This window comes from Rhizobium sp. NFACC06-2 (assembly GCF_900101425.1).
GTDB classification, from domain to species: Bacteria; Pseudomonadota; Alphaproteobacteria; order Rhizobiales; family Rhizobiaceae; genus Agrobacterium; species Agrobacterium leguminum.
The window spans coordinates 405384-432269 of record NZ_FMVA01000003.1; the positions used below are offsets into that span (position 1 = coordinate 405384).

Sequence of the window (26886 nt, forward strand, 5' to 3'; positions counted from 1 at the left end):
AATGGCTGAAATGAAGAGATATTATTCGGATATGGGTGGTCTGCCGGGACAGACGGAACTTCTGTCGAGCAAGGCGGTGTTCAAGACCGCCTATGCGGTCATCCCCAAAACCGTCATGTCCGATATAGTGACGAGCGTGCTGCCGCACTGGACCGGCACCCGGGCCTGGATCATCGCCCGGCCGATGACCGGTTTTTCCGAAACCTTCGCGCAATATATCGTCGAGGTGCAGCCGGGCGGCGGCAGTGAGCGGCCGGAGCCGGACGCAAGGGCGCAAGCGGCGATCTTCGTTGTCGACGGCGAAATGACCGTGGAATTCGAGGGCGTGCCGCATGCCTTGCGAGAGGGCTCCTTCGCCTTCCTGCCGGCCGGTTCCCGCTGGCAGCTTCGCAATTCGGGCAAGGCGCCCGTCAAGTTCCACTGGGTCCGCAAGGCGTTTCAGGCGGTCGACGGGCTGGAGCCGCCGCCGGCTATCTTCACGCATGAGGATGAGCACGCTTTGTCGGCCATGCCGGATACGGACGGCAAATGGGCGACGACCCGCTTCATCGATCCGGAAGACGTGCGTTACGACATGCATCTCAACATCGTCACCTTCGAGCCGGGCGCGACCATTCCCTTCATGGAAACCCATGTGATGGAACACGGCCTTTATGTGCTGGAAGGCAAGGCCGTCTACCGGCTGAACGAGGACTGGGTGGAAGTGCAGGCGGGCGACTTCATGTGGCTGCGCGCCTATTGCCCGCAGGCCTGCTATGCGGGTGGGCCGGGCCGCTTCCGTTACCTGCTCTACAAGGATGTGAACCGGCACGTGAAGCTCTGGTAACGGGCATCATATCAGCAAAACCCGTGAATTATCGCGCAATCCGGCGGTTTGCGCGATAAATGCTTGCGTTAAATCGAATATCACTAATAAATTCGGTTATGCGGACGGCTATCGCCGTTCCGCACCGTTTCGGCATTCGCCTGCTATCCTTGAGAAGACCTCCCGTATGAATGAGATAATCGATACCAATGTCTTCAATCTTGCCCCCGTGGCGATGTGGATCGAGGATTTCAGCGAGGTGAAAAGCCAGTTCGATATCTGGCGATCGCAGGGCGTCGAGGATATCCGGGCGTTTCTTCTGGAAGATTTATCGAGGGTGGCGGCCTGCTCGCAGAAAATCCGCGTGATCAAGGTCAACGCCAGGACGCTGGAACTGTTCGAGGCCCGCGATCAGGCGCATCTCGTCGACAATCTCCACCGGATTTTTCGTGACGATATGCTGGAGAGCCATGTGAACGAGCTTTCCGAGCTCTGGGCGGGCAAGACGGAATTCATCAGCAACGCGGTCAATTATTCAATCGGCGGCAAGCGGCTGGATATCCAGTTGCGCGGCGCGGTCATACCCGGCCATGAAGAAACCCTCGGGCGGCTGCTTTTGACCACCGAGGATGTGACGGAGCGGGAGGAGGCGCGCCGCAAGGAGCTTCTCAACCGCCGTTACGCCGAAGGCATGTTCAAACATTCGCCCGTTTCCCTGTGGGTGGAGGATTTCAGCCGGGTGCGGCGGCTGATCGAGGAGGTCAGGGAGCGCGGTATCATCGATTTCCGCGTGTTCATGGATGTGCATCCCGAATTCGTGCGGCAATGCATGAGCGAAATCCGCGTCATCGACGTCAACCGTGCCACGCTCGACCTGTTCTGCGCGCCGGACCGGCAGGTTCTGTTGCAGCGACTCGGCGATATTTTCCGTGGCGAGATGGAAAAGCCGTTCCGGGAACAGCTGATGGAGCTTTGGAACGGCAATCTCACCCACCATCGCGAGGTGGTGAATTACGCGCTTGACGGTTCGGAGCGGCATGTGCTCCTGCATTTTTCAGTCTTCCCCGGCCATGAGCGCGACTGGTCGCTGGTGCAGGTGGCGTTGACGGACATTACCGCGCGCAAGAAGGCGGAAGCCTATCTCGAATATCTCGGCAAGCACGATGTGCTGACCAAGCTGCACAACCGCGCCTTCTATTCGGACGAGCTGAACCGGCTGGAGCGCAGTGCGCTCAGGCCGGTCTCGGCCATCGTCATCGATCTCAACGGCCTGAAGGACGCCAATGACAGGCTGGGACACGATGCCGGCGACGCATTGTTGCGGCGTGTGGGCGAGGTGCTGAACGGCGTGGTGACCGCGCCGAACCATGCGGCGCGCATCGGTGGCGACGAATTCGCCATCCTTCTTCCCGGCGCCGACAGGCAGGTGGCCGCCGCCATGGTCGAAACCGTTTATGAGCTGCTGAAGATCAACAACCAGTTCTATTCCAGCGCGCCGCTCAGCCTGTCACTGGGCGTGGCGACCAGCGAGGCCGGAGAGACGATGGAATCGCTGGTGCGCCGTGCCGATATGAATATGTACGAGCAGAAGAACGCCTATTATGCGGCGCTGCGCAACAGATCCGCCGACAATAACGACACGACGAAACCCGGCCCGCAGGCGGAAGCTTCCTCACTGAAGCGTCTGTCCTAAAGGGGGGTAGTGAGGGCGTCGTGGAGCATTCCCTCAGCCCCGACGTCATCCTCGGCCCCGCGCCGAAGATCTAATCACGTCGAATAAAATCAATCGGTTGCAGATCCTCGGGATAGGGCCGAGGGTGACGTCGAGAGAATGTTATCCCCGGAATCTAAACCGCGCAGCGGTGGTTCGGACGTGACGGCAACAGCGGAAAGCTTCATTCGTCCGGCTGTCGCCTCCGGCTCGTCGCGATATGTCCTGCCGCGAACGCCAGTTAGTCCCCCATTTCCGAACTACGGCGCTCTCCGCAAGTCGTCTCACGCGCCTTCACAAGCGCGTGAGGCGGCTTTTGCACTGCAACAATTTCATTGCTGAAATTTTACATACGTCTTAGTATGTATGTAAATGTGACATTTTTTATGTATTCGGAGCGCAGTATGGCGAAGAGATTGGGGCAGATCGCGGCGGTGTTGTTGACGGGCATCGTTCTTGTCGGATGTAGCGATGAGCAGGCGTCTGCGCCCGGCGCGCCGCCGCCCGGTGCGGTGAAGGTCGTGACGGTGAGCCAGGAAGAACTGCCCATCACCAACGAATTGCCGGGACGCATTGCGCCGACGCGGCTTGCCGAAGTGCGCCCGCGTGTCTCCGGCATCATCGTGGAGCGGGTGTTCGAACAGGGCTCGCTGGTGAAGGAGGGCGATGTTCTCTACCGGATCGATCCCGCGCCGTTTCAGGTGCGCGTCGACAGCGCCGAGGGCACGTTGCGCCGGGCGCAGGCCGCGCAGCTTCAGGCGCGGCAGACGGCCGACAGGCAGCAGCAGCTGCGCCGTTCCAATGTCGGTTCGCAGCAGGAATTCGACAACGCCATCGCCCAGCTGGCGCAGGCCGATGCCGAGGTGGCCGTGGCCGAAGCCGGTGTCGCGGAAGCGAAGCTCAATCTGCAATATGCCGATGTCAAAGCCCCGATCAGCGGCCGCATCGGTCGCGCGCGCATTACCGAAGGCGCCCTCGTCAGCGCCACCGGCTCGGAAAATCTGGCGACGATCCAGCAGCTCGATCCGATCTATGCCGACTTCACCCAGCCGGCAGCCGATCTTATCCGCCTGCGCAAGGCCCTGCAGGACGGCAAGCTGATGACCGGCCCGAACGAAGCCGAAGTCAACCTGCTGTTCGATGACGGCAGCCGTTACCCGCTGCCCGGCCGCCTGCTGTTTTCCGAAGCGGCGGTGGATGAAACCACCGGTCAGGTGACGCTGCGCGGTGAATTCCCCAACCCGAACGGCGATTTGCTGCCGGGCATGTATGTCCGTGTGCAGATCCAGCAGGGTATCCAGAAAGCGGCCTTCGCCGTGCCGCAGCAGGCGGTTCAGCGCGATGCCGGCGGGCAGGCGAGCGTGCTTGTCGTCAATGCCGAAGACACGGTCGAGCAGCGTCGCGTCAGCGTCGGCCGTTCCATCGGCGATCGCTGGGTGATTTCCGAGGGCCTGAAGGATGGCGACCGCGTCGTGGCCGAAGGTTTCCAGAAGACCGCTCCGGGCGCGAAAGTGAAGCCGGAACCGTGGTCCGATGAGGCCGATATCGCAACCGCCGCTGACAGCGAGAGCGCGGCTCCGGCTGCGAAGCAATAAGGACCGATTTCATGGCACGTTTTTTCATCGATCGGCCCATTTTTGCCTGGGTCGTCGCCATCTTCATCATGCTGGCGGGCCTGCTCGCCATTCCCATGCTGCCGATTGCGCAATATCCCAATGTCGCCCCGCCGCAGATCTCCGTTTCGACGACCTATCCGGGCGCGTCGCCAGAGGATATTTACCAGAGCGTCACGCGTCCCATCGAAGAAGAGCTTAACGGCGTTCCAGGCCTGATCTATTTCGAATCGACGTCGGAATCCTCGGGCCGCATTTCCATCAACGTCACCTTTGCGCCGGGCTCCAACATCGGTGAAGCCCAGGTGGAGGTTCAGAACCGCATTGCGCGCGTCGAACCCCGCCTGCCGCAGGCGGTGACGCAGCAGGGCCTGCGCGTGGAGCAGGCGGGCACGTCGTTCCTGATGATGGTGGCGCTCACCTCCGTCGACGGCAACACGGACGCCATCGGTCTCGGCGATTATCTCAGCCGTAACGTGCTCGGCGAATTGCGCCGCGTTCCCGGTGTCGGCAGCGCGCAGCTCTTCGCCACCCAGCGCTCCATGCGTATCTGGATGGACCCGGACAAGATGCTGGGCCTCAGCCTGACCTCCAACGACGTCATCGGCGCCATTCAGGCGCAGAATTCGCAGGTTGCTGCCGGCCGCATCGGCGCATCACCAAATCCCATCGGCCAGCAGATTTCCGCAACCGTCAACGTGCAGGGCCAGCTCACCTCGCCGGAAGAATTCGGCTCCATCGTGCTGCGCGCCAATCCGGACGGCTCGTCCGTACGGCTGCGCGATGTCGCGCGGGTGGAAGTGGGCGGCGAAAGCTATAACTTCTCGAGCCGCCTGAACGGCAAGCCGAGCGCCGCCATCGGCGTGCAGCTTTCGCCCACCGGCAATGCGTTGGAGACCTCCGAGGGCGTTCGCGCCACCATGGAAGAGCTGTCGCGATATTTCCCGCCGGGTCTGGAATATGAAATTCCCTATGACACCAGCCCCTTCGTCAAGATTTCGATCGAAAAGGTCATTCACACGCTGATCGAGGCGATCATCCTCGTCTTCGTGGTGATGTTCGTCTTCCTGCAGAATATCCGCTACACCATCATCCCGACACTGGTGGTGCCCGTGGCGCTGCTCGGCACCTGCGCCATCATGTATGTCTCGGGTTTCTCGATCAACGTTCTGACCATGTTCGCCATGGTTCTCGCCATCGGCATTCTGGTGGATGACGCGATTGTCGTTGTCGAGAATGTCGAGCGCATCATGGCGGAAGAGCATCTGTCGCCCAAGGAGGCCACCCGCAAGGCGATGGGCCAGATTTCCGGCGCGATCATCGGCATCACGCTGGTGCTGACCGCCGTGTTCGTGCCCATGGCCTTCTTCCCCGGCGCCGTCGGCATCATCTACCAGCAGTTCAGCCTGACAATGGTGGTGTCGATCCTGTTTTCGGGCTTCCTTGCTTTGTCGCTCACGCCGGCGCTCTGCGCGTCGTTCCTGAAGCCCATCAAGGCCGGGCACCATGAGAAGAAGGGCTTCTTCGGCTGGTTCAACCGCGGCTTCGACAAGGCCTCGCACAAATATTCCTCGTCCGTCGGCAGCATCATCAAGCGTTCCGGTCGCTTCATGGTCATTTACGCGGCTTTGCTGGTGGGCCTCGGCTGGGCGTATATGCAACTGCCGAGCTCTTTCCTTCCGAACGAAGATCAGGGCTACCTGATCGTCGATATTCAGGCGCCGGCGGAAGCCAGCAGCGACCGCACCCTGCAATCCATCCAGCAGATCGAAAAGATCTTCATGGAAGAGCCGGCAGTGGATCGTGTGATTGCGGTTTCGGGGTTCTCCTTCTCCGGCTCCGGCCAGAATGCGGGTCTCGCCTTCGCCACCCTGAAGGACTGGAGCGAACGCGGACCGAACGATTCCGCCGCCGCCATATCGGCGCGCGTCAACGCCAAGCTGTGGGGTCTTCCGGACGCCATGTCGTTTGCGCTGTCGCCGCCGCCGATCCAGGGTCTCGGCAATTCCAGCGGCTTCACCTTCCGCCTCCAGGATCGCTCGGGCGCGGGACAGGCGGCTCTCAGCGCTGCCGGTGCGCAACTGATGGCTGCCGCCCGTCAGAGCCCCATCCTTGCCGGTCTTCGCATCGAAGGCATGCCGGATGCGGCGCAGGTCAATCTCATCATCGACCGTGAGAAGGCCAATACGTTCGGCGTCACCTTCAGCGACATCAACGCCACCATCTCGGCCAATATGGGTTCGTCCTACGTCAACGACTTCCCCAATGCCGGCCGCATGCAGCGCGTGACGGTGCAGGCGGAACAGGGCCAGCGCATGAAGACGGAGGATCTTTTGAACCTCAACGTCCGCAATGCCAATGGCGGCATGGTGCCGGTGAGCTCATTCGCAACGGTGGAATGGGTGCGCGGTCCCTCGCAGGTGGTCGGTTACAACGGCTATCCGGCGGTCCGTATCGGCGGCCAGTCCGCGCCCGGTTATTCGTCTGGTGACGCCATTGCCGAAATGGAGCGCTTAGCGGGTGAGTTGCCGAGCGGCTTCGGTTTCGAATGGACCGGCCAGTCGCTGCAGGAAATCCAGTCCGGGTCGCAGGCGCCGGCATTGATCGGGCTCAGCGTTCTGTTCGTCTTCCTGCTGCTGGCAGCGCTTTACGAAAGCTGGTCCATTCCGCTCTCCGTCATGCTGGTGGTGCCGCTCGGCGTCATCGGCTCGGTGGCGGCGGTGATGCTGCGCGGCATGCCGAACGACGTCTACTTCCTCGTAGGCCTCGTCGCGATTATTGGCCTGTCCGCCAAGAATGCGATCCTGATCATCGAATTCGCCAAGGATTTGCGGGCGGAAGGAAAATCCACCTATGATGCGACGGTGGAGGCGGCGCATCTGCGCTTCCGGCCGATCCTGATGACGTCGCTCGCCTTCTCGCTCGGCGTGCTGCCGATGGCGATTGCGTCGGGCGCCAGCGCGGCGAGCCAGAACGCTATCGGCACCGGGGTTCTCGGCGGCATGATCTCGGCGACGATCCTCGCGATCTTCTTCGTTCCCGTCTTCTTCGTCTTCGTCATGAAGATTTTCGGGGATCGGAAGAAGGAGAATGAGATTGCTGCTGACGCCGTATCGCCGGCGGAATAAAACGGGTGTGACGGCTGGGCGAAAAGTCACGTGAATGCGTTCATCTGACTGACAGCCCGGCACCGCAAACAAGGCACGGTGCGAAAGCGCCGTGCCGCGACTGGAAGGAGACATCAGCATGCGCCGAACCAAGGCCGAGGCAGAAGAGACCCGTCAGGCGATCCTTGCCGCTGCCGAGCGGGTGTTCTTCAAGAAGGGCGTGGCCAACAGCTCTCTGGATGAGGTGGCGGCTGCGGCCGGCGTTACGCGCGGGGCGATCTACTGGCATTTTTCCAGCAAGAGCGATCTCTTTATCGGCCTCTATCAATCGGTGTCCCTGCCGGAATCGGATCTGCTTGATTTCGGCGACCCCGACGTCAGGGGCCTGGCTCTGCTGGCCAAGATCGAGGAAGCGGCCTGCAAATGGCTGACGCTTCTTTCAAAAGATGAGCAACGCCAGCGCATCATGACCATCAGCCTGCGCACCAATTACTCCGATGAGTTCGCCCCGGTGCTGCACGCGCAGGAGGAACTGGACCGGTATCACAAGGATCGGCTCGAGGGCGCTTTCGCGCGGGCGCAGGCGGAAGGCGCATTCAACGACAACTGGACGGCGGACTCTGCGCTCGACGCGCTCTACTGGCTGCTGAAAGGCATGTGCTCCGACTGGCTGCTGTTCGGCAAGCGTTTCGATCTGGCCAAGGAGGGCGCTGAAGCCGTGCACCGTCTGATGAAGGGGTTCCAGCGCTCCTCCGCGTCATGACGGGACTTTCGTGACCCTCTGGCTTGGGTTCCTGTGGTCAAATTTGAGTGTATTCTAAAACACCAGCGAAATTTGCTTTACGTACCTCAAAACGGACGCTAGCTTCTTCCTCGAGCTTTGGGAGGAGTTCGCAGATGGTCGTTTCAGATAAAATCAAGGGGCAAACGCCGTCCGTTCACACCGGATACCGGTGACGGCACATGGCTTTTGCTGACGAATCTCCAGACCACGCCCTTATCCGGACGGTTGGGCTGTCCAAGTCTTTCGGGCCGGTACAGGTTCTCAAGGACATCGAGATTGCGGTGCGCGCCGGTGAGGTCCACGCGATCATTGGCGAGAACGGCGCCGGCAAGTCGACGCTGATGAAGCTGCTGGCCGGCAATGAAAAGCCGTCGGGCGGCGAAATCCGCATCGATGGCGAAGCCGTTACGCTGAGCGGTCCGGTGGATGCCGAACATCGCGGCATCGTTCTCGTGCATCAGGAAATATTGCTGGCCCCGGATTTGACGGTGGCGCAGAACATTTATCTCGGTCGCGAAATGCGCCGGGGTGCCATGATGGACGACCGCGCCATGCGCGCCGGCGCACGCCAGGCAATCGCCGATCTCGGCGGTACGATCGATCCGGACGCCATTGTCGGCAGCCTGTCGATTGCCCAGCGGCAGCTGGTGCAGATCGCCCGCGTTCTGCTGGTGCCGCATCGTGTGGTGATTTTCGATGAACCGACGGCGAGCCTTACGCCCATCGAAACGGATGCGCTGCTGAATGTCATCAGGGACATCCGGGCGAAAGGCGTGGCCGTGCTTTATATTTCGCATCGTCTGCCGGAGGTGAAGGAGATCGCCGACCGGGTGACGGTTCTGCGAGACGGCAGGCTGGTCGCCTCCCATCCGGCATCGGCGCTGGAGCCTGCCGATATGGCGCGGCTGATGGTGGGGCGCGATGTCGCCAAGCTTTATCCGGACCGCGCCGCCGGCGGCGAGCACGAGCCGGTTCTGCAGGTGGAGCATTTTACCGTTCCCGCCTATGCTCAGGATGCCGATTTCAGCCTGGGCAGGGGCGAAATCCTCGGTTTTGCCGGTCTGGTTGGCGCGGGCAGAACGGAGCTTATGGAGGGGATACTCGGCCTGCGCGCCGGTCGGGGAACGGTGCGTCATCACGGCAGGCCGGTGCATTTCGCAACGGCGGAAGACAGCCTGAAGGCCGGAATCGTTTACCTGAGCGAGGACCGCAAGGGCAAGGGCCTGCTGCTCGCCAAGGATTTGCGTGTCAATCTCACGCTTGCTTCGCTCAAGAAATTCAGCCGGCTGTTTCAGATCGATACCCGCCGGGAAACGGCGGCGCTCGATGATGCGGTCCGGGATTTCGACATCCGCACCGGCCGCAAGGATCTGCTGGCGGGCCAGCTTTCCGGCGGCAACCAGCAGAAGCTGCTGCTGGCCAAGATGATGCTCATCGATCCGTCCATCGTCATCATCGACGAACCGACGCGCGGTATCGATATCGGCACCAAGGAGCAAATTTACCGCTTCATCGCCAGGCTTGCGGATGAGGGGCGCTCGATCATCGTCGTTTCTTCGGAAATGCCGGAGCTGATCGGCATCTGCGACCGCATTCTGGTGATGCGGTCGGGCCGGATCGTCGGTGAGGTGACGGGTGAGCGCATGACTGAAAACGACATCGTGGCGCTGGCGACTGGCGTTCATACGCAGGAACCCGCCTGAGCGTCCGTGTGCCGGGAAACATGGCCTGACAAAAGAGACTGAGGGGAAACATGACTGAGGCCGCATTTGACAACGGCAAAATGCCGAAGACCTCGAAGGACTGGGATCTGCGCGCCGTCGCGCCTTTCGTGGCGCTGGCCCTGCTGCTGGTTCTCGGAACCATCGCCAATCCCAATTTCATCGGCATCGACAATCTCCTGAACGTCATCACCCGCAGCGCCTTCATCGCCATCATTGCGCTCGGCGCAACTTACGTCATCACATCGGGCGGGCTCGATCTTTCGGTGGGCGCAATGGTGGCTTTCGTCGCCAGCCTGATGATCCTGTTCATGAATAGCGGCGCCATCGCCAGTCCGCTTTTAATGCTGCTTACCGCCATGGCGCTGGCGCTCGCCATCGGGGCTGCCTGCGGGCTGACCAACGGCCTCATCACCACCATCGGCCGTATCGAACCCTTCATCGCCACGCTCGGCACCATGGGCATTTATCGCGGCTTGACCACATGGCTGTCGCAGGGCGGGGCGATCACGCTGCGCAACCCGGAAATCCAGACGCTTTATCGTCCGGTCTATTTCGGCAATGTTCTGGGCGTGCCGGTGCCGGTCATCGTTATCTTCGTCACCGCTGCGATAGCCGCCTTCGTGCTTTACCGCACCCGTTACGGGCGGCATCTGACCGCAGTAGGGTCGAGCGAGGATGTGGCGCGTTATTCCGGCATCTCGGTCGCGCGGGTGCGCACCATCGCTTATGTGGTTCAGGGGCTGTGTGTCGCCGTTGCGGTGCTGCTTTACGTGCCGCGCCTCGCTTCCACTTCGGCCACGACAGGCATGTTGTGGGAGTTGCAGGCCATCACCGCCGTCGTTGTCGGCGGCACGGCGCTGCGCGGAGGGGTAGGGCGCATCTGGGGGACGATCTGCGGCGCCTTCATTCTGGAGATCGTCGGCAACATCATGATCCTGTCGAACTTCGTCAGCGAATATCTGATCGGCGCCATTCAGGGGGCCATCATCATCATCGCCATGCTGGTGCAGCGTTCGCTCAGCCGCAGGTGACGTATCACGCCGCGCCATGTGGGGCAGGCGCGGTCGAAGGAGGAACGCCCCGGTCTTGGGAGGAAAGAGACTATGCGTAGTAAATTCATCGGCGTGGCCTTTGCCGCGCTGGCCACGGTGCTCGCCGCTTCAGCGCATGCGCAGGACAAGAAGGTCACCATCGGCGTATCCATTCCAGCGGCCGACCATGGCTGGACGGCGGGCGTCGTCTACCATGCCGAGCGTGTGGCGAAGCTGCTGATGCAAGAGCATCCGGGGCTCAACGTCATCGTCAAGACGTCGCCGGACGCCGCGAATCAGGCTAATGCGCTGCAGGACCTTGCCGTGCAGGGGCTCGATGCGCTGGTCGTGCTGCCATCCGATCCAGATCCGCTGGTCAACGCCATCAAGGAGATCAAGGACAAGGGCACCTTCGTCGCGCTGGTCGACCGCGCGCCGAGCGTCAACGACAATTCGATCCGCGATCTCTATGTTGCCGGCAACAACCCCGCACTTGGCCAGGTGGCCGGCGAATACATCAAGAAGACGACGCCTGACGCCGAAGTCGTGGTCATTCGCGGTCTGCCGATCCCGATCGACCAGCAGCGTCAGGATGGTTTCGACAAGGGTATCGCCGGTTCCAGCGTCAAGGTTCTCGACCGCCAGTACGGCAACTGGAACCGCGATGACGCCTTCCGCGTGATGCAGGACTATCTGACCAAATACAAGAAGATCGACGTGGTCTGGTGTCAGGATGACGACATGGCTATCGGCGTGCTGGAGGCCATCCAGCAGGCGAAACGCACCGATATCCAGTATATCGTTGCGGGCGCCGGTTCCAAGGACATGATCAAGAAGGTCATGGATGGCGACAAGCTGGTGCCGGTCGACGTACTCTACCCGCCGGCAATGGTGGCAACCGCCATGCAGCTGACGGCCGGGCATTTCTATGATCAGGTGCCGGTTGCGGGTGAATATATCCTCGATGCGACGCTCATCACCAAGGACAATGCCGAGCAGTTCTACTTCCCGGATTCGCCGTTCTGACGCGCTGGCTTCTGCCATGCGACGCCCGCTGAAACGCGGGCGTCGATGCTGCTAAAAGTTTTGTCGAGGTTTGGATTTGGCGAGACGGCTGCATCCCCACTCCGTCACCCCGGACTTGATCCGGGGTCCAGGGCGATCAAGTCCTTGATCGCGGGAGAGTCCTTTCACGGCGCAGACGCGCCGTGGCTGGATGCCGGATCAAGTCCGGCATGACGGAAGGACGCTCGGCGAATGCCGCCCGGGCCTTCACCCGTTCTTCCTGAACCAGGCCGAGAGATAATCCACGAAGCTGCGCACCTTGGCCGGCAGGTAACGGCGATGCGGATAGACCGCATAGATACCCCTATCCTTGGAAATATAATCGTCGAAGAGCGTCACCAGCTCGCCGGACTGGATATAGGGTCTGGCGATGAAATCGGGCACGAGCGCAATGCCCAGCCCGGCGCGGGCGGCGCGCAGCGTGGCCTGCGGGCTGTTGACCTCGATCGGTCCGCTGATGGTGACGGAGTTCGAACCGCCATCCGGCTCCAGGTACCGTACCGTATTGTGAAACCGCGTATTGGTGTCGATGATGAAGGGAACGCGGGAGAAATCCTGCGGCCCGTCGAGCGGCCCGTGTTGTGCCACGAAATCCGCCGTCGCCACCGCATAGACCCGGAAATCGGAAAGCTTGCGGGCGATGAGACCGGAATCCTCCAGCCGGGTTATCCGAACCGCAAGATCGAAACCCTCCTCGATCAGGTCGACGAATCGGTCTTCCGCGACGATTTCCAGCGACAGTTCCGGATTTTCCTTGGCGAAATCGATCAGGCTCTGGCCGACATCGGCATCGATGAAGGTGCGGGGAACGGAAATCCTGAGCTTGCCCTTCAGATCGGCATTCTTTTCGCGCACCAGATCGGCAAGGTTATCGATCTCCTTCAGAATGTCGGAAGCGGTGCGGTAATAGGTGTGCCCGGCTTCCGTCAGAGAGAACTGCCGGGTGGTGCGGTTGAGGAGCAGCGCGCCGAGATCGTCCTCCAGTTCCCTGACATATTTAGACAGAAGTGCCTTGGAACGCCCCGTCTTGCGCGCCGCGGCAGAAAAACCCTCCGCTTCGACGACATCGATAAAGGCGCGGATGCGGGTGAGCGTGTCCATGAAAATCCTCCAGTTCGTTCCATATAATTGAACGGCGAGGGCGGACTGTTCAACCCTTAATTCACTGCCGAAAAAATCCGCTCTTTGGTGAAAAAATCCTCTTGATTATGACTGCGAATATTCTTATCTCCCGTGCTGCCCAAAGTCGCACGTGCCCATGTGTGTCCGCCGATTCCTCGATGTGGTGAGGATTTAGGTAAGGTACCTGGAACTAACCCCTCCAGTCGCTATTCCGGCCAACCGGAAAATGCGAGGACATACGAAGCAACGACGGTGCGGGCCTTTCTGGTTCTCTGCCGGCTTTCCATCAGCCGGGGTACTAAAGAGGCACACCATCATTGCCTGAAGTGCGGTCGGGTCATTCCCTCCAATCCATGGCAGACAAAGCCGAATGATGCTCTGGCAGGGCATCGTTCACATTCGCGCCTTGAGCGTATGCTATCGATTCTGCGCCTCCACCGGCTGATTCGAATGCATATCTCGAGCGTCCTTTGTCCTCCGGATTTTTCCGGAGCCGGTTTAACAGGGAATACATCGATGACGACTGCACGCATTCTCGACTTCATCAAGACCCGACGTCCCGAAGGCCCTTGCCTCGTGGTTGATCTCGACGTCGTGCGCGACAATTTCAACGCTTTCCGGCATTCCCTGCCGAACAGCGCCATTTATTACGCCGTCAAGGCAAACCCGGCTCCCGAAATCCTGAAGCTGCTCGCTTCGCTCGGCTCCAACTTCGATTGCGCCTCCGTGGCTGAAATCCAGATGGCGCTCGATGCCGGTGCGACGGCTGACCGTATCTCCTTCGGCAACACCATCAAGAAGGAACGCGATGTTGCTCGCGCCCACGCGCTCGGCATCGATCTCTTCGCCGTGGACAGCCATGAGGAAGTCGAGAAGGTCGCCCGTGCTGCTCCCGGCGCGCGCGTCTTCTGCCGCGTGCTGACGGATGGCGAAGGCGCCGAATGGCCGCTGTCGCGCAAGTTCGGCTGCGTTCCGCAGATGGCTGTCGACGTTCTGGTCTATGCACATCAGCTCGGCCTCGAGTCCTACGGCGTATCCTTCCATGTCGGTTCGCAGATGATGAACCTCGACGCATGGGATGCGGCGCTGGCCGATGCCAAGCGCGTCTTCGCTTCGCTCGCCAAGCAGGGCATCCACCTGCAGATGGTCAACATGGGCGGTGGTTTCCCGACCAAGTACCTGCGCGACGTTCCGGCTGCCGAAGAATACGGCCAGGCGATCGACACGGCGCTGCGCAAGCACTTCGGCAACCAGATCCCGAAGACGATCATCGAGCCGGGCCGCGGCATGGTCGGCAATGCCGGCGTCATCAAGGCGGAAGTCGTTCTCGTGTCGCGCAAGTCCGACAATGACAACCACCGCTGGGTGTTCCTCGACATCGGCAAATTCGGCGGTCTCGCCGAAACGATGGACGAGGCTATCCGTTACCCGATCCGCACTGAGCGCGATCAGGACGAGATGGAGCCCTGCGTTCTGGCCGGCCCGACCTGCGACAGCGCCGACGTGCTGTATGAAAAGAACATGTACCCGCTGCCGGTCTCGCTGACCATCGGTGACGAAGTTCTGATCGAAGGCACGGGCGCTTACACGACCACCTATTCGGCGGTCGCGTTCAACGGTTTCGAGCCGTTGAAGGCCTACGTCATCTGATCCGAGCGCCGTCCGCTGAGCAGGGCGGCGTCTCGACCAAGCTTCCGTTCCGGCTTTGCCGATTGTGCTGATGCGCAAATCCCTGCTTGCTGCACCTCTTCCAGCCGAGGAAAGCGTGTCGGCGGGCCGGAACGGCTCCACCAATTTTTCATCAAGGGCCGCGTGTGGGCGGTAGTGTGACGGGAGGCCAAGGATGGCCGCTCTTTTGAATTCGGTACGGGCATTTTTCACGCCGCAGACATTTCATGTCGATCAGGAAAATCCGGGCGATGTCGTCGCCCGTGAGAACCTTCTGGACCGCGCCATGGGCGCCGGTCGCCGCCGCAAGTCTTCCGAAAAGCTGCGCGCGGGTCGCATTCCGGCCGAAGGCCTGGCGCTCGTCGCCCGCGATGAGGACGGCCATGTCATCGGCACGGTGCGCCTGTGGAACGTCGAGGCCGGCATCTCGCGCGAAGGCCGCGCCGTCGAAGCGCTGCTGCTCGGCCCGCTGGCCGTCGATGCCGCCCATGAAGGCAAGGGCATCGGCTCGGCGCTGATGCGCGCTGCCATTGCCGAAGCCACCAAGCGTGGCCACGGCGCCGTTCTTCTGGTTGGCGATGCGCCCTATTACGAGCGCTTCGGCTTTTTCGCCGACAAGGCCCAGCACCTCATCATGCCCGGCCCGTTCGAGCGCAGCCGTTTCCTGGCGCTGGAACTGAAAGCCGGCTGGCTTGAAGGCGCTGCCGGCCTGCTGGTGGCAAGCGGGCGCAGGCTCTCTGCCTGAGACCGTCAACCGTTGATTTCGTGCTCCGGCCGGGTGGCCGGAGCCGATCCAGCGAAATTGTATTGCTGCAAAATATTCTTTCATGCGAGGCTGCGGAATCGGATGCGATACCGGTTCGGCGGCGATAGGGTCGCAATTGCCTCTTTGGCCATTGCGACAGTTTATGTCTGCTCCGGCGTGATTTCAGCAGCAGGGGATCAGGCATGCAGGCAGCTCTACTCCGAACCAATCGCGACTACCGCCTGCTATTCTCCGCGAGCGCCGTATCCAATCTTGCCGATGGTATTTCGATGGTGGCGATACCATGGCTGGGCACCTTGCTGACCAGCGATCCGCTGCTGATTTCCATGATCGCGGTGGCGCAACGGCTGCCCTGGCTGCTTTTTGCACTGCCGGTCGGTGTCTGGACGGATCGAAGCGACCGGCGTCTGCTGATGGTGAGGGCGGACATGGTGCGGCTGGCGCTGATGGTATGCGCCGTCGCAATGATCTCCGCTACCATAAACCCGCCATTGCCGACGCGATCTGGTTCGACGGCGATTTTTTCGCTGGCGGTAATAGCCTTCCTGTTCGGCTGCGCCGAAGTCGTTCGGGACAATGCGGCTCAGACGATCCTGCCTTCGCTTGTCGCGCCGGGTGATCTTGAACATGCCAATGGCCAGATGTGGAGCGCCGAACAGGTCACTGGCCAGTTCATAGGCCCACCGCTGGCCGGCTTGTTGATTGCGGCGGGCATCGCCATTCCCTTCGGTCTCGATGCCGGTTTTTATGGGGTTTCGGCGGCGTTGATCTGGCTCATCGTGCTGCCGCCGCGTAGGCCCTCCAGCCCCGTTTCTTTCTGGCCCGCATTGCAGGAAGGACTTGGCTGGATGCGGCGCAATACCATGATCCTTCGGCTGGCCATCATGCTGGGAGCAATCAACGCCGTATTTGCCGGGGGAATGACGATCCTCGTTCTCTATGCGCAGGAGGTGCTCAATCTGTCCGCGACCGCCTATGGCGTGCTGTTGACATGCGGCGCAGCGGGCGGCGTTCTTGGCGGGCTGATCTCTCCATGGCTTGCCCGCCAGCTGGGGGCGAGAGTAAGCCTCTTTCTGGCGCTTTGCGCATTTGCACTGTTCAATCTGGTGCTCGGCCTGTCGGCGTCCGTACCGCTAGTGGCGGCCGGTCTGTTTTTCGAGGCCGCAGCGGGCATGTTGTGGAACGTGGTTACCGTCAGCTATAGGCAAAGGCTTATTCCGGATGAGCTGCTTGGGCGCGTCAATTCCGTCTATCGGTTTTTCGGTTGGGGGGCGATGTCGTTTGGCGCGTTTGCCGCCGGCATACTGGTCAGTTTTGCCGAGCCGGGGGTCGGCCGAATTGCGGCACTGCATATGCCTTATCTGGTCGGAGCCTTTATCTGCGCGGTTCTGGCCGTTTATGGCTTTTTCCGACTGCGCTTTTGACTCCCTCCTGCGCGGTGACCTGCCGGCCGTTTTATCGCCTCATCGCGCTCCATGCCTCTTGCGCGTAGAAATTTACGGGTATATACCCGAGACAAATGCCAAACGATAGTTGCCATTGCATCCTGTTGCGCAAAGCATCCCGCAAGGTTTCGTCTTATTATGACGAGGCCCTGGCGCCGCTTGGCGTGAATATCGGTCAGTTCAGCCTGTTGCGGAACATCAACCGCACGGCGCCGGTTTCGTTGACCGATCTGGCCGCGCGAGTGGAGCTGGATCGTTCCACCGTCGGCCGCAACGCGAAGGTGCTGGCTCGCAGGGGTCTGGTGGCCATCGGTCACGGCGAGGATCAGCGGGAAGCGATGCTGACCGTGACGAAGGAAGGCCACGCGATCCTGAAAGCGGGCGCGCCGCTCTGGGATGGGGTGCAGGATGAAATCGAGGCCCGGCTTGGGCCCGAGAAGACAGCGCAATTGCAGGAACTGCTCGCAGCCCTGTGATTTTTGGGGACATAAGCGGGTATCTGCCCGCAATACAGGGTATATACCCGCAAAATATCGGCCGCGGCCGCTGGAAAGGGAATTTGAACATGCTCTCCACAGGCCTCGCCAGCTGGATGGCCGGCAGAAATCTGCATTATGGCTGGCTCGTTGCTGCAACCACCTTCCTGACGATGCTGGCGACCGCCGGTGCGATGGGGTCCGCGGGGGTGATGATCCAGCCGCTGCATCAGGAATTCGGCTGGGATATCGCCGATATTTCCTCCGCAATGGCCGTCAGGCTGGTGCTTTTTGGCCAGCTCGGGCCTTTTGCCGCCGCCTTCATGAATCATTTTGGTGTCCGGCAGGTGGTTTCCACCGCGCTTGCCCTGATCATGGGCGGCATTGTCGCCTCCTTCTTCATGACCGAGGTGTGGCAATTGCTGCTGCTCTGGGGCGTGGTGATCGGCGTCGGTACCGGCATGACCGCACTGGTATTGGGCGCCACCGTGGCGACACGCTGGTTTTCCAAGCGTCGCGGACTGGTGATCGGCCTCATGACGGCGAGCAACGCCACCGGTCAGCTGGTTTTCCTGCCGCTGCTGGCGGCGCTGACGGAAGCCTATGGCTGGCGAACCGCCTTGACCCTGTCCGTTGCGGTAATCGCCACCGCCATGGTTCTCGTCCTGCTTTTGATGCGTGACCATCCTGCCGATGTCGGCCTGCCGGCCTATGGCGAGACGGCGGTGGCGAAGCCGGTCAAGCAGGATCACAATCTTCTCGCCACACTGGTATCGCCGCTGGTGACCCTGAAGAGCGTATCGGGCAACCCGGTGTTCTGGGTGCTTTTCGGCACCTTCTTTGTCTGCGGGCTTTCGACCAACGGTCTCATCCAGACACACTGGATTTCGATCTGCGGCGATTTCGGCATGGCTGCGGTGACGGCGGCAGGCACGTTGGCGGTGATCGGCATTTTCGATTTCTTCGGCACGATCTTCGCAGGCTGGCTTTCCGACCGGTTCGACAATCGCTTCCTGCTGTTCTGGTTCTACGGTCTGCGCGGGCTGTCCCTACTTTATCTCTCATTCTCAGGGTTCAGCTTCGTGGAGCTTTCGGTCTTTGCCGTCTTTTATGGGCTGGACTGGGTGGCGACCGTGCCGCCGACGGTGAAGCTCGCTGCCGAGAATTTCGGCCGCGAAAAGGCCGGTCTCGTTTTCGGCTGGGTGTTTGCGGGCCACCAGCTGGGAGCCGCCACCGCCGCCTTTGGCGCGGGTTTCTTCAAAAGCGACTTCGATACCTATATGCCCGCGCTGCAGATTGCCGGTCTGATGTGCATGATCGCGGCCGTCTCGGTTCTGCTTCTGCGCAAGCCGGGCTCCGCAACCCTGGCGCCCCAGGCCGCGTGATAGACGTGATACACTGGAAGGAGGCCTGCATTTGCAGGCCTTTTTCGTATTTTTCCGGCATCTGCCGGGCGCGTTGTGCACGAGCTCCACGATTGCTGGACGGCAATTGTTGCGTAATTGTCACAATCCTTGCCGGTCAATCGTTCCGATCCATGATCGGCGTCCCGGTTTGATCCATCTCAATCGGCCCGCCTCTCCCTTCGTCATAGTAGCCCCAAGCGGTTGCGGCAGGCGAAGATTCGCGAAAGCCCGCCGTCATCAGCCGGTTCCGGGGACTTGCCCGGCTGCGGTGCGCTATAGGAGAGATGGAATGACGAACGGAAACAAAAAAACCGCCTTGCTTGCCAGTGTCGCAGTCGGTGTCGCGGCCATGCTGGTATCCGCCAATGCGATGGCTGCCGATCTGGCCCAGGCAGCGCCGGCCCCCACCGCCGAAGAGGCGATTGCAGCGGCAAGCCCGTGGATGCTGCGCGTGCGCGGCCTCGGCGTCATCACCCATGATAGTGGCAGCGTCGACGGTGTGCCGGGAGCGGGCCTGTCCTATTCGGACACCGTGATCCCGGAACTCGACATCAGCTATTTCTTCACCGAAAACTTCGCCGCGGAGCTTATCCTCGGCACCACCTATGCCAAGATCAATGGCGAGGGTGTGCTGGCTGGCACGCCGGTCGGCAAGACGTGGCTGCTGCCGCCGACATTGACGCTGCAATATCACTTCACCGATTTCGGTGCTTTCAAGCCCTATATCGGCGCGGGCGTGAACTATTCGCTGTTCTATAACCAGACGGAAAAGCCCGGTTTCAGCAATCTCGATGTCAAGAACAAGGTCGGTGCAGCCGTGCAGGTCGGTTTCGACTATATGCTGGACGAACATTGGGGCGTGAACTTCGACGTGAAGAAGATTTTCCTCAAGACCGACTGGACTGCGGAACTCGGCGGCACACCGATCAGCGGCAAGGCCAAGCTCGATCCATGGCTGATCGGCGCGGGTATCACCTATCGCTTCTGATCTCGGGACGCGCTTCAGCGCGGCCTTTGACGGGCGGCGCTTTCTGAGTTATACGGACGGCCACGGGCAAAGAGCCCCGGCCGTCCGCAGGCGTTTGCGCCCCTGGTGAAGCTCTTATCCTTGATAACGGTCATCCCCATGTTTTGCATGTCGTCGATGGTAACGCGGACCCCTTCGGAACATTCGGCATGCGCATGTTGGAGAACCGTTATGAACGTGTCCAAACCGCTCCCCGCACTTGAGGGGCTGAAAGAACAGGCAAAACGCCTGCGCGCCGCCCTTCAGGATCAGGGGCAGGCAATCACCCATTCGAAAGCGCTGGAACTCATCGCCGCGCAATATGGCTTCCGCGACTGGAACACCCTCCACGCATCGGCCGGCAACCGCCCCGCCTTCAACCCCTATCTTCTGGGTTCAAGGGTGGAAGGTTTTTACCTCGGCCAACCCTTCGTGGCTTCGGTGCTGGGCGTGCAGGCGCTCGGCGGCGATCCCGAACGCTACCGGCTGACCCTGCATCTCGACGATCCGGTGGATGTGGTGACTTTCGAAAGCTTTTCCGCCTTTCGCCAGCGCGTCCACTGCAATGTTGATACATCCGGCCGCACCGTGGAGAAAACCTCCAATGGTCGGCCGCAGGTGGAACTGGTGTGGTAGGGAGCTGGCGGATATTCTAGCTATAGTGTGAGCACCCGCCGAGTGGCGGGTGTCCCGTTTCTGCGATGAAGCCTAAATCCGTTTACCCGACGCGTCGAACAGGTGAAAATCCTTCGCCTGGGCGGCGATTTTCAGCGTTTCGCCGATGCGCAGCTGCGAGCGGCCATGGACGCGGAAAACGATTGTTGTGCCGTCGGCGAAGGAGCCATGCACATAGCTTTCCGCCCCCACCAGTTCCACGGCGTCCACCTGCACGGTGCCGGTGAAGGCGGCGTCTGCGGGGGCTTCATCTGCAAGGGTGATGTCTTCGGGGCGGATGCCGAGCGTGGCGACGCCCTGCGGCAGTGCTGCGGTTGCCTGCACCGACCAGCCGGAAGAGCCGTTTGCCGATGTCGCACCATGGCTCAGCAGGTTCATGGAAGGCGAGCCGATGAAGGTGGCGACGAAGGTGGTCGCCGGCTTTTCGTAAAGCTCGATCGGCGTGCCCATCTGCTCGATGCGGCCGGCATTCAGCACCACCAGCCGGTCGGCCAGCGTCATGGCCTCCATCTGGTCGTGGGTGACATAAACGCTGGTGGTGGCGAGCGAGCGCTGCAGGCGGCGGATTTCGACACGCATCTGCACGCGCAGCTTGGCATCGAGGTTGGAGAGCGGCTCGTCGAACAGGAAGGCTGCCGGTTTGCGCACGATGGCGCGGCCCATGGCCACACGCTGGCGCTGGCCGCCGGAAAGCTGGCGCGGCTTGCGCTCCAGGAACTGCTCGATCTCCAGGGCCTTGGCCGCCTCGGTGATGCGCCGCTCGATTTCTTCCTTCGGCGTGTTGCGGTTCTTCAGGCCATAGGCAAGGTTCTGGCGCACCGTCATATGCGGATAAAGCGCATAGTTCTGGAACACCATGGCGATATCACGGTCGGAGGGCTCGAGATCGTTGACGACCCGGTCGCCGATGACGATCTGGCCGCCGGAAATACCTTCCAGACCGGCGATCATGCGCAGCAGGGTGGATTTTCCACAGCCGGAGGGGCCGACGAGCACGATCATTTCGCCGTCGGCGATGTCCATCGACACGCCCTTGATGGCCTCGACATTGCCGCCATAAACCTTGCGGACGTCTTTCAGCGCAATTTTTGCCATTACTTTTCGGTCTCCACCAAACCTTTGACGAACCAGCGCTGCATCAGCACCACAACGATAATCGGGGGGATGATGGCGAGGATCGCCGTCACCATCACATAATTCCAGGGCGTCGAGGCGTCGGTGAAATCCACCATGCGCTTCAAGCCGATGATGATCGTGTTCATCTTGGCGTCGTTGGTCACGAGCAGCGGCCAGAGATACTGGGTCCAGCCATAGATGAACAGGATCACGAACAGAGCGGCGATATTGGTTCTCGACAGCGGCAGCAGGATGTCCCGCATGAAACGGAACGGCCCTGCATTGTCGATGCGCGCCGCCTCGACCAGTTCGCCGGGAATGGTCAGGAAGAACTGCCGGAACAGGAAGGTTGCCGTCGCAGATGCCATCAGCGGCAGCGTCAGTCCCGCATAGGTGTCGATCAGCCCAAGATCGACGATGACCTTGTAGGTGGGCAGGATACGCACTTCCACCGGCAGCATGAGCGTGATGAAGATCATCCAGAAGAAGCCCATGCGGAAGGGAAAGCGGAAGAAGACGATGGCGAAGGCCGACAGGAACGAAATGACGATCTTGCCGATGGCGATGGCGAGCGCCACGACGAAGCTGTTGAACAGCAGCCGCTCGAGGCTGACGCCGACCACTCTTTCGACACCGCCGACCATGGCCTCGGTGTAATTGGCGCCAAGATGGTCGCCGGGCAAAAGCGACATGGGCGGGCGGATGATATCCGTCGACGTCATGGAGGAGGCGACGAAGGTGTAATAGATCGGGAAGGCCACGATGATGATGCCGAGTACCAGCATCAGATGGGCGATCACGCGGGCGACCGGGCGATTTTCAATCATTGTGAAATCCTCAGCCGTAATGCACGCGCTTCTCGACGAAGCGGAACTGGAAGGCGGTGAGCGCGATGACGATCACCATCAGGATCACGGATTGCGCGGCGGAAGAGCCGAGATTGAGGTTCACGAAGCCATCATTATAGACCTTGTAGACCAATGTTTCGGTCGCCTTGGCGGGGCCGCCGCCGGTGACGGCATGGATGATGCCGAACGTATCGAAGAAGGCGTAGACCGTGTTGACGACCAGAAGGAAGAAGGTGGTCGGCGCAAGCAGCGGGAAAACGATGGTCCAGAAGCGCCGCGAACCGCGCGCGCCATCGATGGAGGCTGCTTCCAGCAATGATTTAGGAATTGCCTGCAAGCCTGCGACAAAAAACAGGAAATTATAACTGATCTGCTTCCACGCAGCCGCCGCGACGACGAGCAGCATGGCCTGGTCGCCATTGAGCAGCGGATCCCACATGATGCCGTTGCGGCGCAGGATGTAGGAGAAGGTGCCCATGGCCGGGTTGAACATGAAGAGCCACAACATGCCGGCCACCGCAGGGGCGACGGCATAGGGCATGATCATCATGGTGCGGTAAAAACCCTTGCCGCGCACCACGCGGTCCGCCGCCGTCGCCAGAAGCAGCGCCAGCCCCATGGAGACGAGCGCGGTCAGGATGCTGAAGATGACGGTGACCTGCAGCGAGTTCAGATAGCTTTCATCCGACAGCACGGCGGAAAAATTGGCCAGCCCGACGAAATTGCTGCTCAGCCCGAAGGCATCCTCGCGCATGGTCGACTGGTAGAGCGCCTGGCTTGCCGGCCAGAAGAAAAAGATCACCGTGAGGATGATCTGCGGCGCGACCAGCAGATAGGGCAGGATCTTGTTGGGGAATACGACGCTTTGCACGGCGATCTCCTGATGAGATGGGAATGCCGCCCGCACCCTCTTGAGGATGCGGGCGGGCCAGGGGATCGTTTAGTTGCCGGCAGCCTGTTTGATGGCCGCATCGCCGCGCTCTACAATCTTGTCGAGTGCCGCTTTCGCGTCCTGCTTGCCGGCCAGCATCGCCTCGAATTCCTCATTCATGATGTCGCGCACCTGCGGCAGGTTTACGAGACGCACGCCCTTGGAGTTTTCTGTCGGCGGCTTGCCCATCATCTGCAGCAACGGCGTTTCACGGGCGGGGTTCTTGTCATAGAAGCCGGATTTCTTGGTTTCCTCATAGGCCGCGATGGTCACGGGCATATAGCCGGAGACCTGATGCAGGCGCGCCTGAATCTTGGTCTGGGAGAGGAAGTGGAAGAACTCGGCCACACCCTTATATTCGGCATCGCTCTTGCCGCCGAAGACCCAGAGGCTGGCGCCGCCGGGAATGGTGTTCTGCGGACCATGGCCCTCATAATAGGGCAGCTGACCGATGCCGTAATTCATGCCGGTCTTGACGATATCGCCAAGGCCGCCGGAGGATTCGGTCAGGATGCCGCATTCACCGGACATGAACAGCTGCTTGGCTTCCGAGGTGCGGCCGCCATAACGGAAGGTGCCATCCTTGGCGAGATCGGCAATCGCCTGGAAATGCTCGACGAACAGCGGCGCATTGACCGCAAGCTTCACATCCGTGCCGCCAAGGCCGTTTTCATTGCTGCCATAGGAGACGTTGTTCCAGGCGGCGAAGTTTTCGGTCTGAATCCAGGTGAGCCATGTGGAGGTGAAACCGCACTGCGCCGCACCGCTGGTCTTGATCTTCTTGGCGGCTTCGAAAACTTCCGGCCAGGTCTTCGGCGGGTTGGCGGCGTCGAGGCCGGCCTTCTGGAAGACATCCTTGTTGTAATAGAGGATCGGCGAGGATGAATTGTAAGGGAAGGACAGCATGGTGCCGTCAGGCTTGGAATAATAGGCCATGATGCCGGCCAGATAGTCGGCCTTGTTGAAGGTGTAGCCGCCTTCCTTCAGCACGTCGGCCACCGGCTTGATGGCGCCGGCAGCACCCATCATCACGCCCGAACCGGCGTCGAAGACCTGAATGATCGCCGGCGGCTGCTTGGCGCGGAACGCCGCAATGCCGGCATTCAGGGTTTCCGGATAGGTGCCCTTGAAGACGGGCGTGATCTTGTATTCTTTCTGGCTATCGTTGAATTCTTTGGCAAGCGTATCCACGACCTCGTTATTGGCGCCGGTCATGGCGTGCCACCACTGAATGTCCGTTACTGCATATGCATTCGATGTGACAAAAAACGAAAGCGCGGATGCCGCGGCGAGGCGGTAGCTGAGTTTTTTCAAGGTCATTCCTCCCATTATGAAAACAGTAAAAGATACAGCCCCTTATTGCAGTGGTTCCTCCTCGATCCGGCTGCGGGCGATCTTCTCTGTATTAGCATTACTGATTAAAAGCGAACTCTAACGAAAATGCAAGAGAACGTGGAACGATTAAAACGAAAGTGAAGGAAACGGATTTATTATTCCATTTCCTTCGTTCCATGGTTTTTTTTATGCGCCCGACCCTCAGGAGCATACAGGCGCGGGATCAGCTCCCGCCGGAAATCCAATAATCGGCATTGATATGTTATTACATTACGTACTATGGTGCGGTGAATTTATGAATATCGAAGGTGCGGATGTGTTCGGGATGAAGCGGAAAAAGGCGGTCGATTCCAGGGACGATTCGGCCGTCGCGCCACCTGTCCGCACGGTGCCGGTTACCCTGCTGACCGGTTTTCTGGGCGCGGGCAAGACGACGTTGCTGAACGCGCTTCTGACTGAGCCGGCCATGCACGATGCCGCGGTCATCGTCAATGAATTCGGCTCGGTGCCCATTGATCACGGTCTGGTGCGAACGGGTTCCGAGCGATATTTCAGAACGACGACGGGCTGCATCTGCTGTACGGCCACCAGCGATATCCGCACTTCGCTTTACGAGCTGCATCAGGCCTTTCTGGAAGGGATGATGCCGCAAGTATCGCGGGTCGTCATCGAAACCACCGGCCTTGCCGATCCCGCGCCGATCATCAACAGCCTGATCGCCGGCGGCACGCCGGCGCTTGGCCTGCGCGATCACATCGTGGCCCGGCATTTCCACCTTTCAGGCGTGGTCACGGCTTTCGACGTTGTCTCCGGCCCGGCGATGCTCGACAACTTTATCGAAGGCTGGAAACAGCTTGCCTTCGCCGATCATATCGTTCTGACGAAAACCGATCTTGCCAATGCTGCGGCCGTGGACCGCGAAAGCCTCGCCGATCTCAATCCTGCGGCCTCGTTTCATGACCGTAATGCCGCCGACTTCGATCTGATGTCATTGTTTGCAGCCTCGGATTATTCGCTGCGCGGCAAGCCGGAGGATGCGCCGGGGTGGATTGCGGCCGACAGGCTGAGCCTTCATGCCGCCCACCAGCACGACATCAACCGCCATGGCGTCGGGGTCGAGGCTTTCAATCTCACCTTTGACGGCGCTTTCGATCCGCAGGCGATCGTCACCTTTCTGGAGCTCGTCACCAGCAATGTGCATTCCGGCCTGCTGCGGCTCAAGGGAATTTTCGGTGCAACGGATGACCCGGAGCGGCCGGTTGTCGCCCATGCGGTGCAGCACCGGCTTTATCCATTGACCCGCATGGAGCGCTGGCCGGATGGCAATCGTTCCACGCGCATCGTGCTGATCGGCATGGACATGCCGCAGCAGCCGATCCGCGCTCTCTTCGAGACATTGGCCTCGCAGGCGGGGCGAAAGGGGAGGGCATGAACAATCCGCTTGCGCGCAGCGGCTCGGCAATCGTCTCGCAGGCCCGTCTTCTGAAGCAATGGTCCCGCGCTCTGCTGCATCTCCACCCCGAAGACATTATCACCGTCAGCGAGCTTTCCTGCGCCCTGCCGGATTGCCCGCCGCGCGAAACGGTGATCGTCATCCTGGCGGCTTCCGGTACAAGCCGGCAACTATCCATCCACAAGCCGCTTCTCGCGGTGGATCATGACGATATCGTGCGCGCCATCGCTGCGAATTCGGCTTGAGAACCTGTTTTCAGGCTCAAGATGCGCTTGACCGCCGACGCCCTCATCCGCCACTTCAGGGGCAGCGACGGGATTCGCGGATGATGAAGGGCGGGCAATGACCGATCTGGCGGTATATGCGGGTTTGTTCCTGACGGCGTTTATCGCGGCGACCATTCTGCCCATGCAGTCGGAGGCCGCACTGGCCGGCCTCATCGTTTTGAAATCACAGCCCGTCTGGCTGCTGGTCGCCGTGGCCAGCGCCGGCAATGTCGCCGGCTCCTTTGCGAACTGGCTGCTCGGCCGCGGTATCGAGCGTTTTCGGCATGAACGCTGGTTTCCGGTCGGGGAGGTGGCGCTGGAGCGCGCCCAGAACTGGTATCGTCGTTATGGCAAATGGTCCCTGCTCATCAGCTGGGCGCCGCTGATTGGCGATCCGCTGACGGTCGCCGCCGGCATCATGAAGGAACCGCTGCCGGTCTTCCTGCTGCTGGTCACCATCGCCAAGGTCGGGCGTTATCTCGTTCTGGCGCTGGTGACGCTGAATTTTTTATAATTTTTCAATTGCTTATTTT

The 26886-nt window shown here is 60.7% G+C and carries 23 protein-coding genes; 18 read left to right on the forward strand and 5 right to left on the reverse strand.

Annotated features, from left to right (window positions below; translation table 11 throughout):
• Position 1: 1 nt before the first annotated feature.
• The 8 genes from F3H58_RS08695 (at position 2) to F3H58_RS08730 (ending at position 11801) form a co-directional block, all read left to right on the forward strand.
• A complete protein-coding gene (locus F3H58_RS08695; protein ID WP_080857212.1) occupies positions 2–826 on the forward strand; it encodes a bifunctional allantoicase/(S)-ureidoglycine aminohydrolase in 825 nt (274 codons plus the stop codon).
• Between the two features lie 166 nt (positions 827–992).
• Complete coding sequence (locus tag F3H58_RS08700; protein WP_149741906.1) at positions 993–2498, forward strand: sensor domain-containing diguanylate cyclase; 1506 nt, start codon at positions 993–995, stop codon at positions 2496–2498.
• A gap of 422 nt (positions 2499–2920) precedes the next feature.
• Entirely contained in the window at positions 2921–4111 is a 1191-nt protein-coding gene (locus F3H58_RS08705; RefSeq protein ID WP_149741907.1) for an efflux RND transporter periplasmic adaptor subunit, read from the forward strand.
• Between the two features lie 11 nt (positions 4112–4122).
• A complete protein-coding gene (locus tag F3H58_RS08710; protein ID WP_149741908.1) occupies positions 4123–7257 on the forward strand; it encodes a multidrug efflux RND transporter permease subunit in 3135 nt (1044 codons plus the stop codon).
• A 118-nt stretch (positions 7258–7375) separates the two neighbouring features.
• Positions 7376–7999 (forward strand): TetR family transcriptional regulator, encoded by a 624-nt coding sequence (locus tag F3H58_RS08715; protein ID WP_149741909.1) that lies wholly within the window; start codon positions 7376–7378, stop codon positions 7997–7999.
• A 200-nt stretch (positions 8000–8199) separates the two neighbouring features.
• Positions 8200–9723: a sugar ABC transporter ATP-binding protein gene (locus tag F3H58_RS08720; protein WP_149741910.1), complete on the forward strand. Its 1524-nt coding sequence runs from the start codon at positions 8200–8202 to the stop codon at positions 9721–9723.
• Between the two features lie 50 nt (positions 9724–9773).
• Positions 9774–10775, forward strand: coding sequence for an ABC transporter permease (locus tag F3H58_RS08725; protein WP_149741911.1), 1002 nt, complete (start codon positions 9774–9776; stop codon positions 10773–10775).
• Between the two features lie 72 nt (positions 10776–10847).
• Positions 10848–11801 (forward strand): substrate-binding domain-containing protein, encoded by a 954-nt coding sequence (locus F3H58_RS08730; RefSeq protein WP_020810860.1) that lies wholly within the window; start codon positions 10848–10850, stop codon positions 11799–11801.
• Positions 11802–12047: 246 nt separating this feature from the next.
• Here F3H58_RS08730 and F3H58_RS08735 read toward each other — a convergent pair whose 3' ends face one another.
• Positions 12048–12941, reverse strand: a complete 894-nt coding sequence (locus tag F3H58_RS08735) for a LysR family transcriptional regulator (protein ID WP_065655482.1) — start codon at positions 12939–12941, stop codon at positions 12048–12050.
• A gap of 537 nt (positions 12942–13478) precedes the next feature.
• On the opposite strand from F3H58_RS08735, the gene odc2 reads away from it, so the two are divergent.
• From odc2 to F3H58_RS08770, 7 genes are all read left to right on the forward strand, one after another.
• Complete coding sequence (gene odc2 / locus F3H58_RS08740; RefSeq protein ID WP_003523360.1) at positions 13479–14612, forward strand: ornithine/lysine decarboxylase; 1134 nt, start codon at positions 13479–13481, stop codon at positions 14610–14612.
• 193 nt (positions 14613–14805) lie between these two features.
• Positions 14806–15375 carry a GNAT family N-acetyltransferase gene (locus F3H58_RS08745; protein WP_080854677.1) on the forward strand — a complete coding sequence of 190 codons (570 nt, stop codon included), beginning with the start codon at positions 14806–14808 and terminating at the stop codon, positions 15373–15375.
• A 203-nt stretch (positions 15376–15578) separates the two neighbouring features.
• Positions 15579–16820 (forward strand): MFS transporter, encoded by a 1242-nt coding sequence (locus tag F3H58_RS08750; RefSeq protein WP_149741912.1) that lies wholly within the window; start codon positions 15579–15581, stop codon positions 16818–16820.
• Between the two features lie 95 nt (positions 16821–16915).
• Positions 16916–17317: a MarR family winged helix-turn-helix transcriptional regulator gene (locus tag F3H58_RS08755; RefSeq protein ID WP_149741913.1), complete on the forward strand. Its 402-nt coding sequence runs from the start codon at positions 16916–16918 to the stop codon at positions 17315–17317.
• A gap of 89 nt (positions 17318–17406) precedes the next feature.
• Positions 17407–18702, forward strand: a complete 1296-nt coding sequence (locus F3H58_RS08760; RefSeq protein ID WP_149741914.1) for an MFS transporter — start codon at positions 17407–17409, stop codon at positions 18700–18702.
• A 310-nt stretch (positions 18703–19012) separates the two neighbouring features.
• Entirely contained in the window at positions 19013–19711 is a 699-nt protein-coding gene (locus tag F3H58_RS08765; protein ID WP_065655479.1) for an OmpW/AlkL family protein, read from the forward strand.
• Between the two features lie 210 nt (positions 19712–19921).
• Positions 19922–20365 carry a glyoxalase superfamily protein gene (locus F3H58_RS08770; protein WP_149741915.1) on the forward strand — a complete coding sequence of 148 codons (444 nt, stop codon included), beginning with the start codon at positions 19922–19924 and terminating at the stop codon, positions 20363–20365.
• A gap of 72 nt (positions 20366–20437) precedes the next feature.
• Here the strand turns inward: F3H58_RS08770 and F3H58_RS08775 are convergent, their stop codons facing one another.
• From F3H58_RS08775 to ugpB, 4 genes are all read right to left on the reverse strand, one after another.
• Positions 20438–21499 carry a sn-glycerol-3-phosphate import ATP-binding protein UgpC gene (locus F3H58_RS08775; protein WP_149741916.1) on the reverse strand — a complete coding sequence of 354 codons (1062 nt, stop codon included), beginning with the start codon at positions 21497–21499 and terminating at the stop codon, positions 20438–20440.
• A complete protein-coding gene (gene ugpE / locus F3H58_RS08780; protein WP_080854682.1) occupies positions 21499–22347 on the reverse strand; it encodes a sn-glycerol-3-phosphate ABC transporter permease UgpE in 849 nt (282 codons plus the stop codon). The genes F3H58_RS08775 and ugpE overlap by 1 nt, the downstream gene beginning before the upstream one ends.
• Before the next feature lie 10 nt (positions 22348–22357).
• Positions 22358–23239 carry a sn-glycerol-3-phosphate ABC transporter permease UgpA gene (gene ugpA, locus F3H58_RS08785; protein ID WP_078052474.1) on the reverse strand — a complete coding sequence of 294 codons (882 nt, stop codon included), beginning with the start codon at positions 23237–23239 and terminating at the stop codon, positions 22358–22360.
• 69 nt (positions 23240–23308) lie between these two features.
• Positions 23309–24619 (reverse strand): sn-glycerol-3-phosphate ABC transporter substrate-binding protein UgpB, encoded by a 1311-nt coding sequence (gene ugpB / locus F3H58_RS08790; RefSeq protein ID WP_188128837.1) that lies wholly within the window; start codon positions 24617–24619, stop codon positions 23309–23311.
• Positions 24620–24929: 310 nt separating this feature from the next.
• Here ugpB and F3H58_RS08795 point away from each other — a divergent pair, with 310 nt between their 5' ends.
• From F3H58_RS08795 to F3H58_RS08805, 3 genes are all read left to right on the forward strand, one after another.
• Entirely contained in the window at positions 24930–26066 is a 1137-nt protein-coding gene (locus tag F3H58_RS08795; RefSeq protein WP_149741918.1) for a CobW family GTP-binding protein, read from the forward strand.
• Positions 26063–26332: a hypothetical protein gene (locus F3H58_RS08800; RefSeq protein WP_149741919.1), complete on the forward strand. Its 270-nt coding sequence runs from the start codon at positions 26063–26065 to the stop codon at positions 26330–26332. Before F3H58_RS08795 ends, F3H58_RS08800 begins: the two co-directional genes overlap by 4 nt.
• 97 nt (positions 26333–26429) lie before the next feature.
• Positions 26430–26867, forward strand: coding sequence for a YqaA family protein (locus F3H58_RS08805; RefSeq protein WP_149741920.1), 438 nt, complete (start codon positions 26430–26432; stop codon positions 26865–26867).
• Positions 26868–26886: the final 19 nt, after the last annotated feature.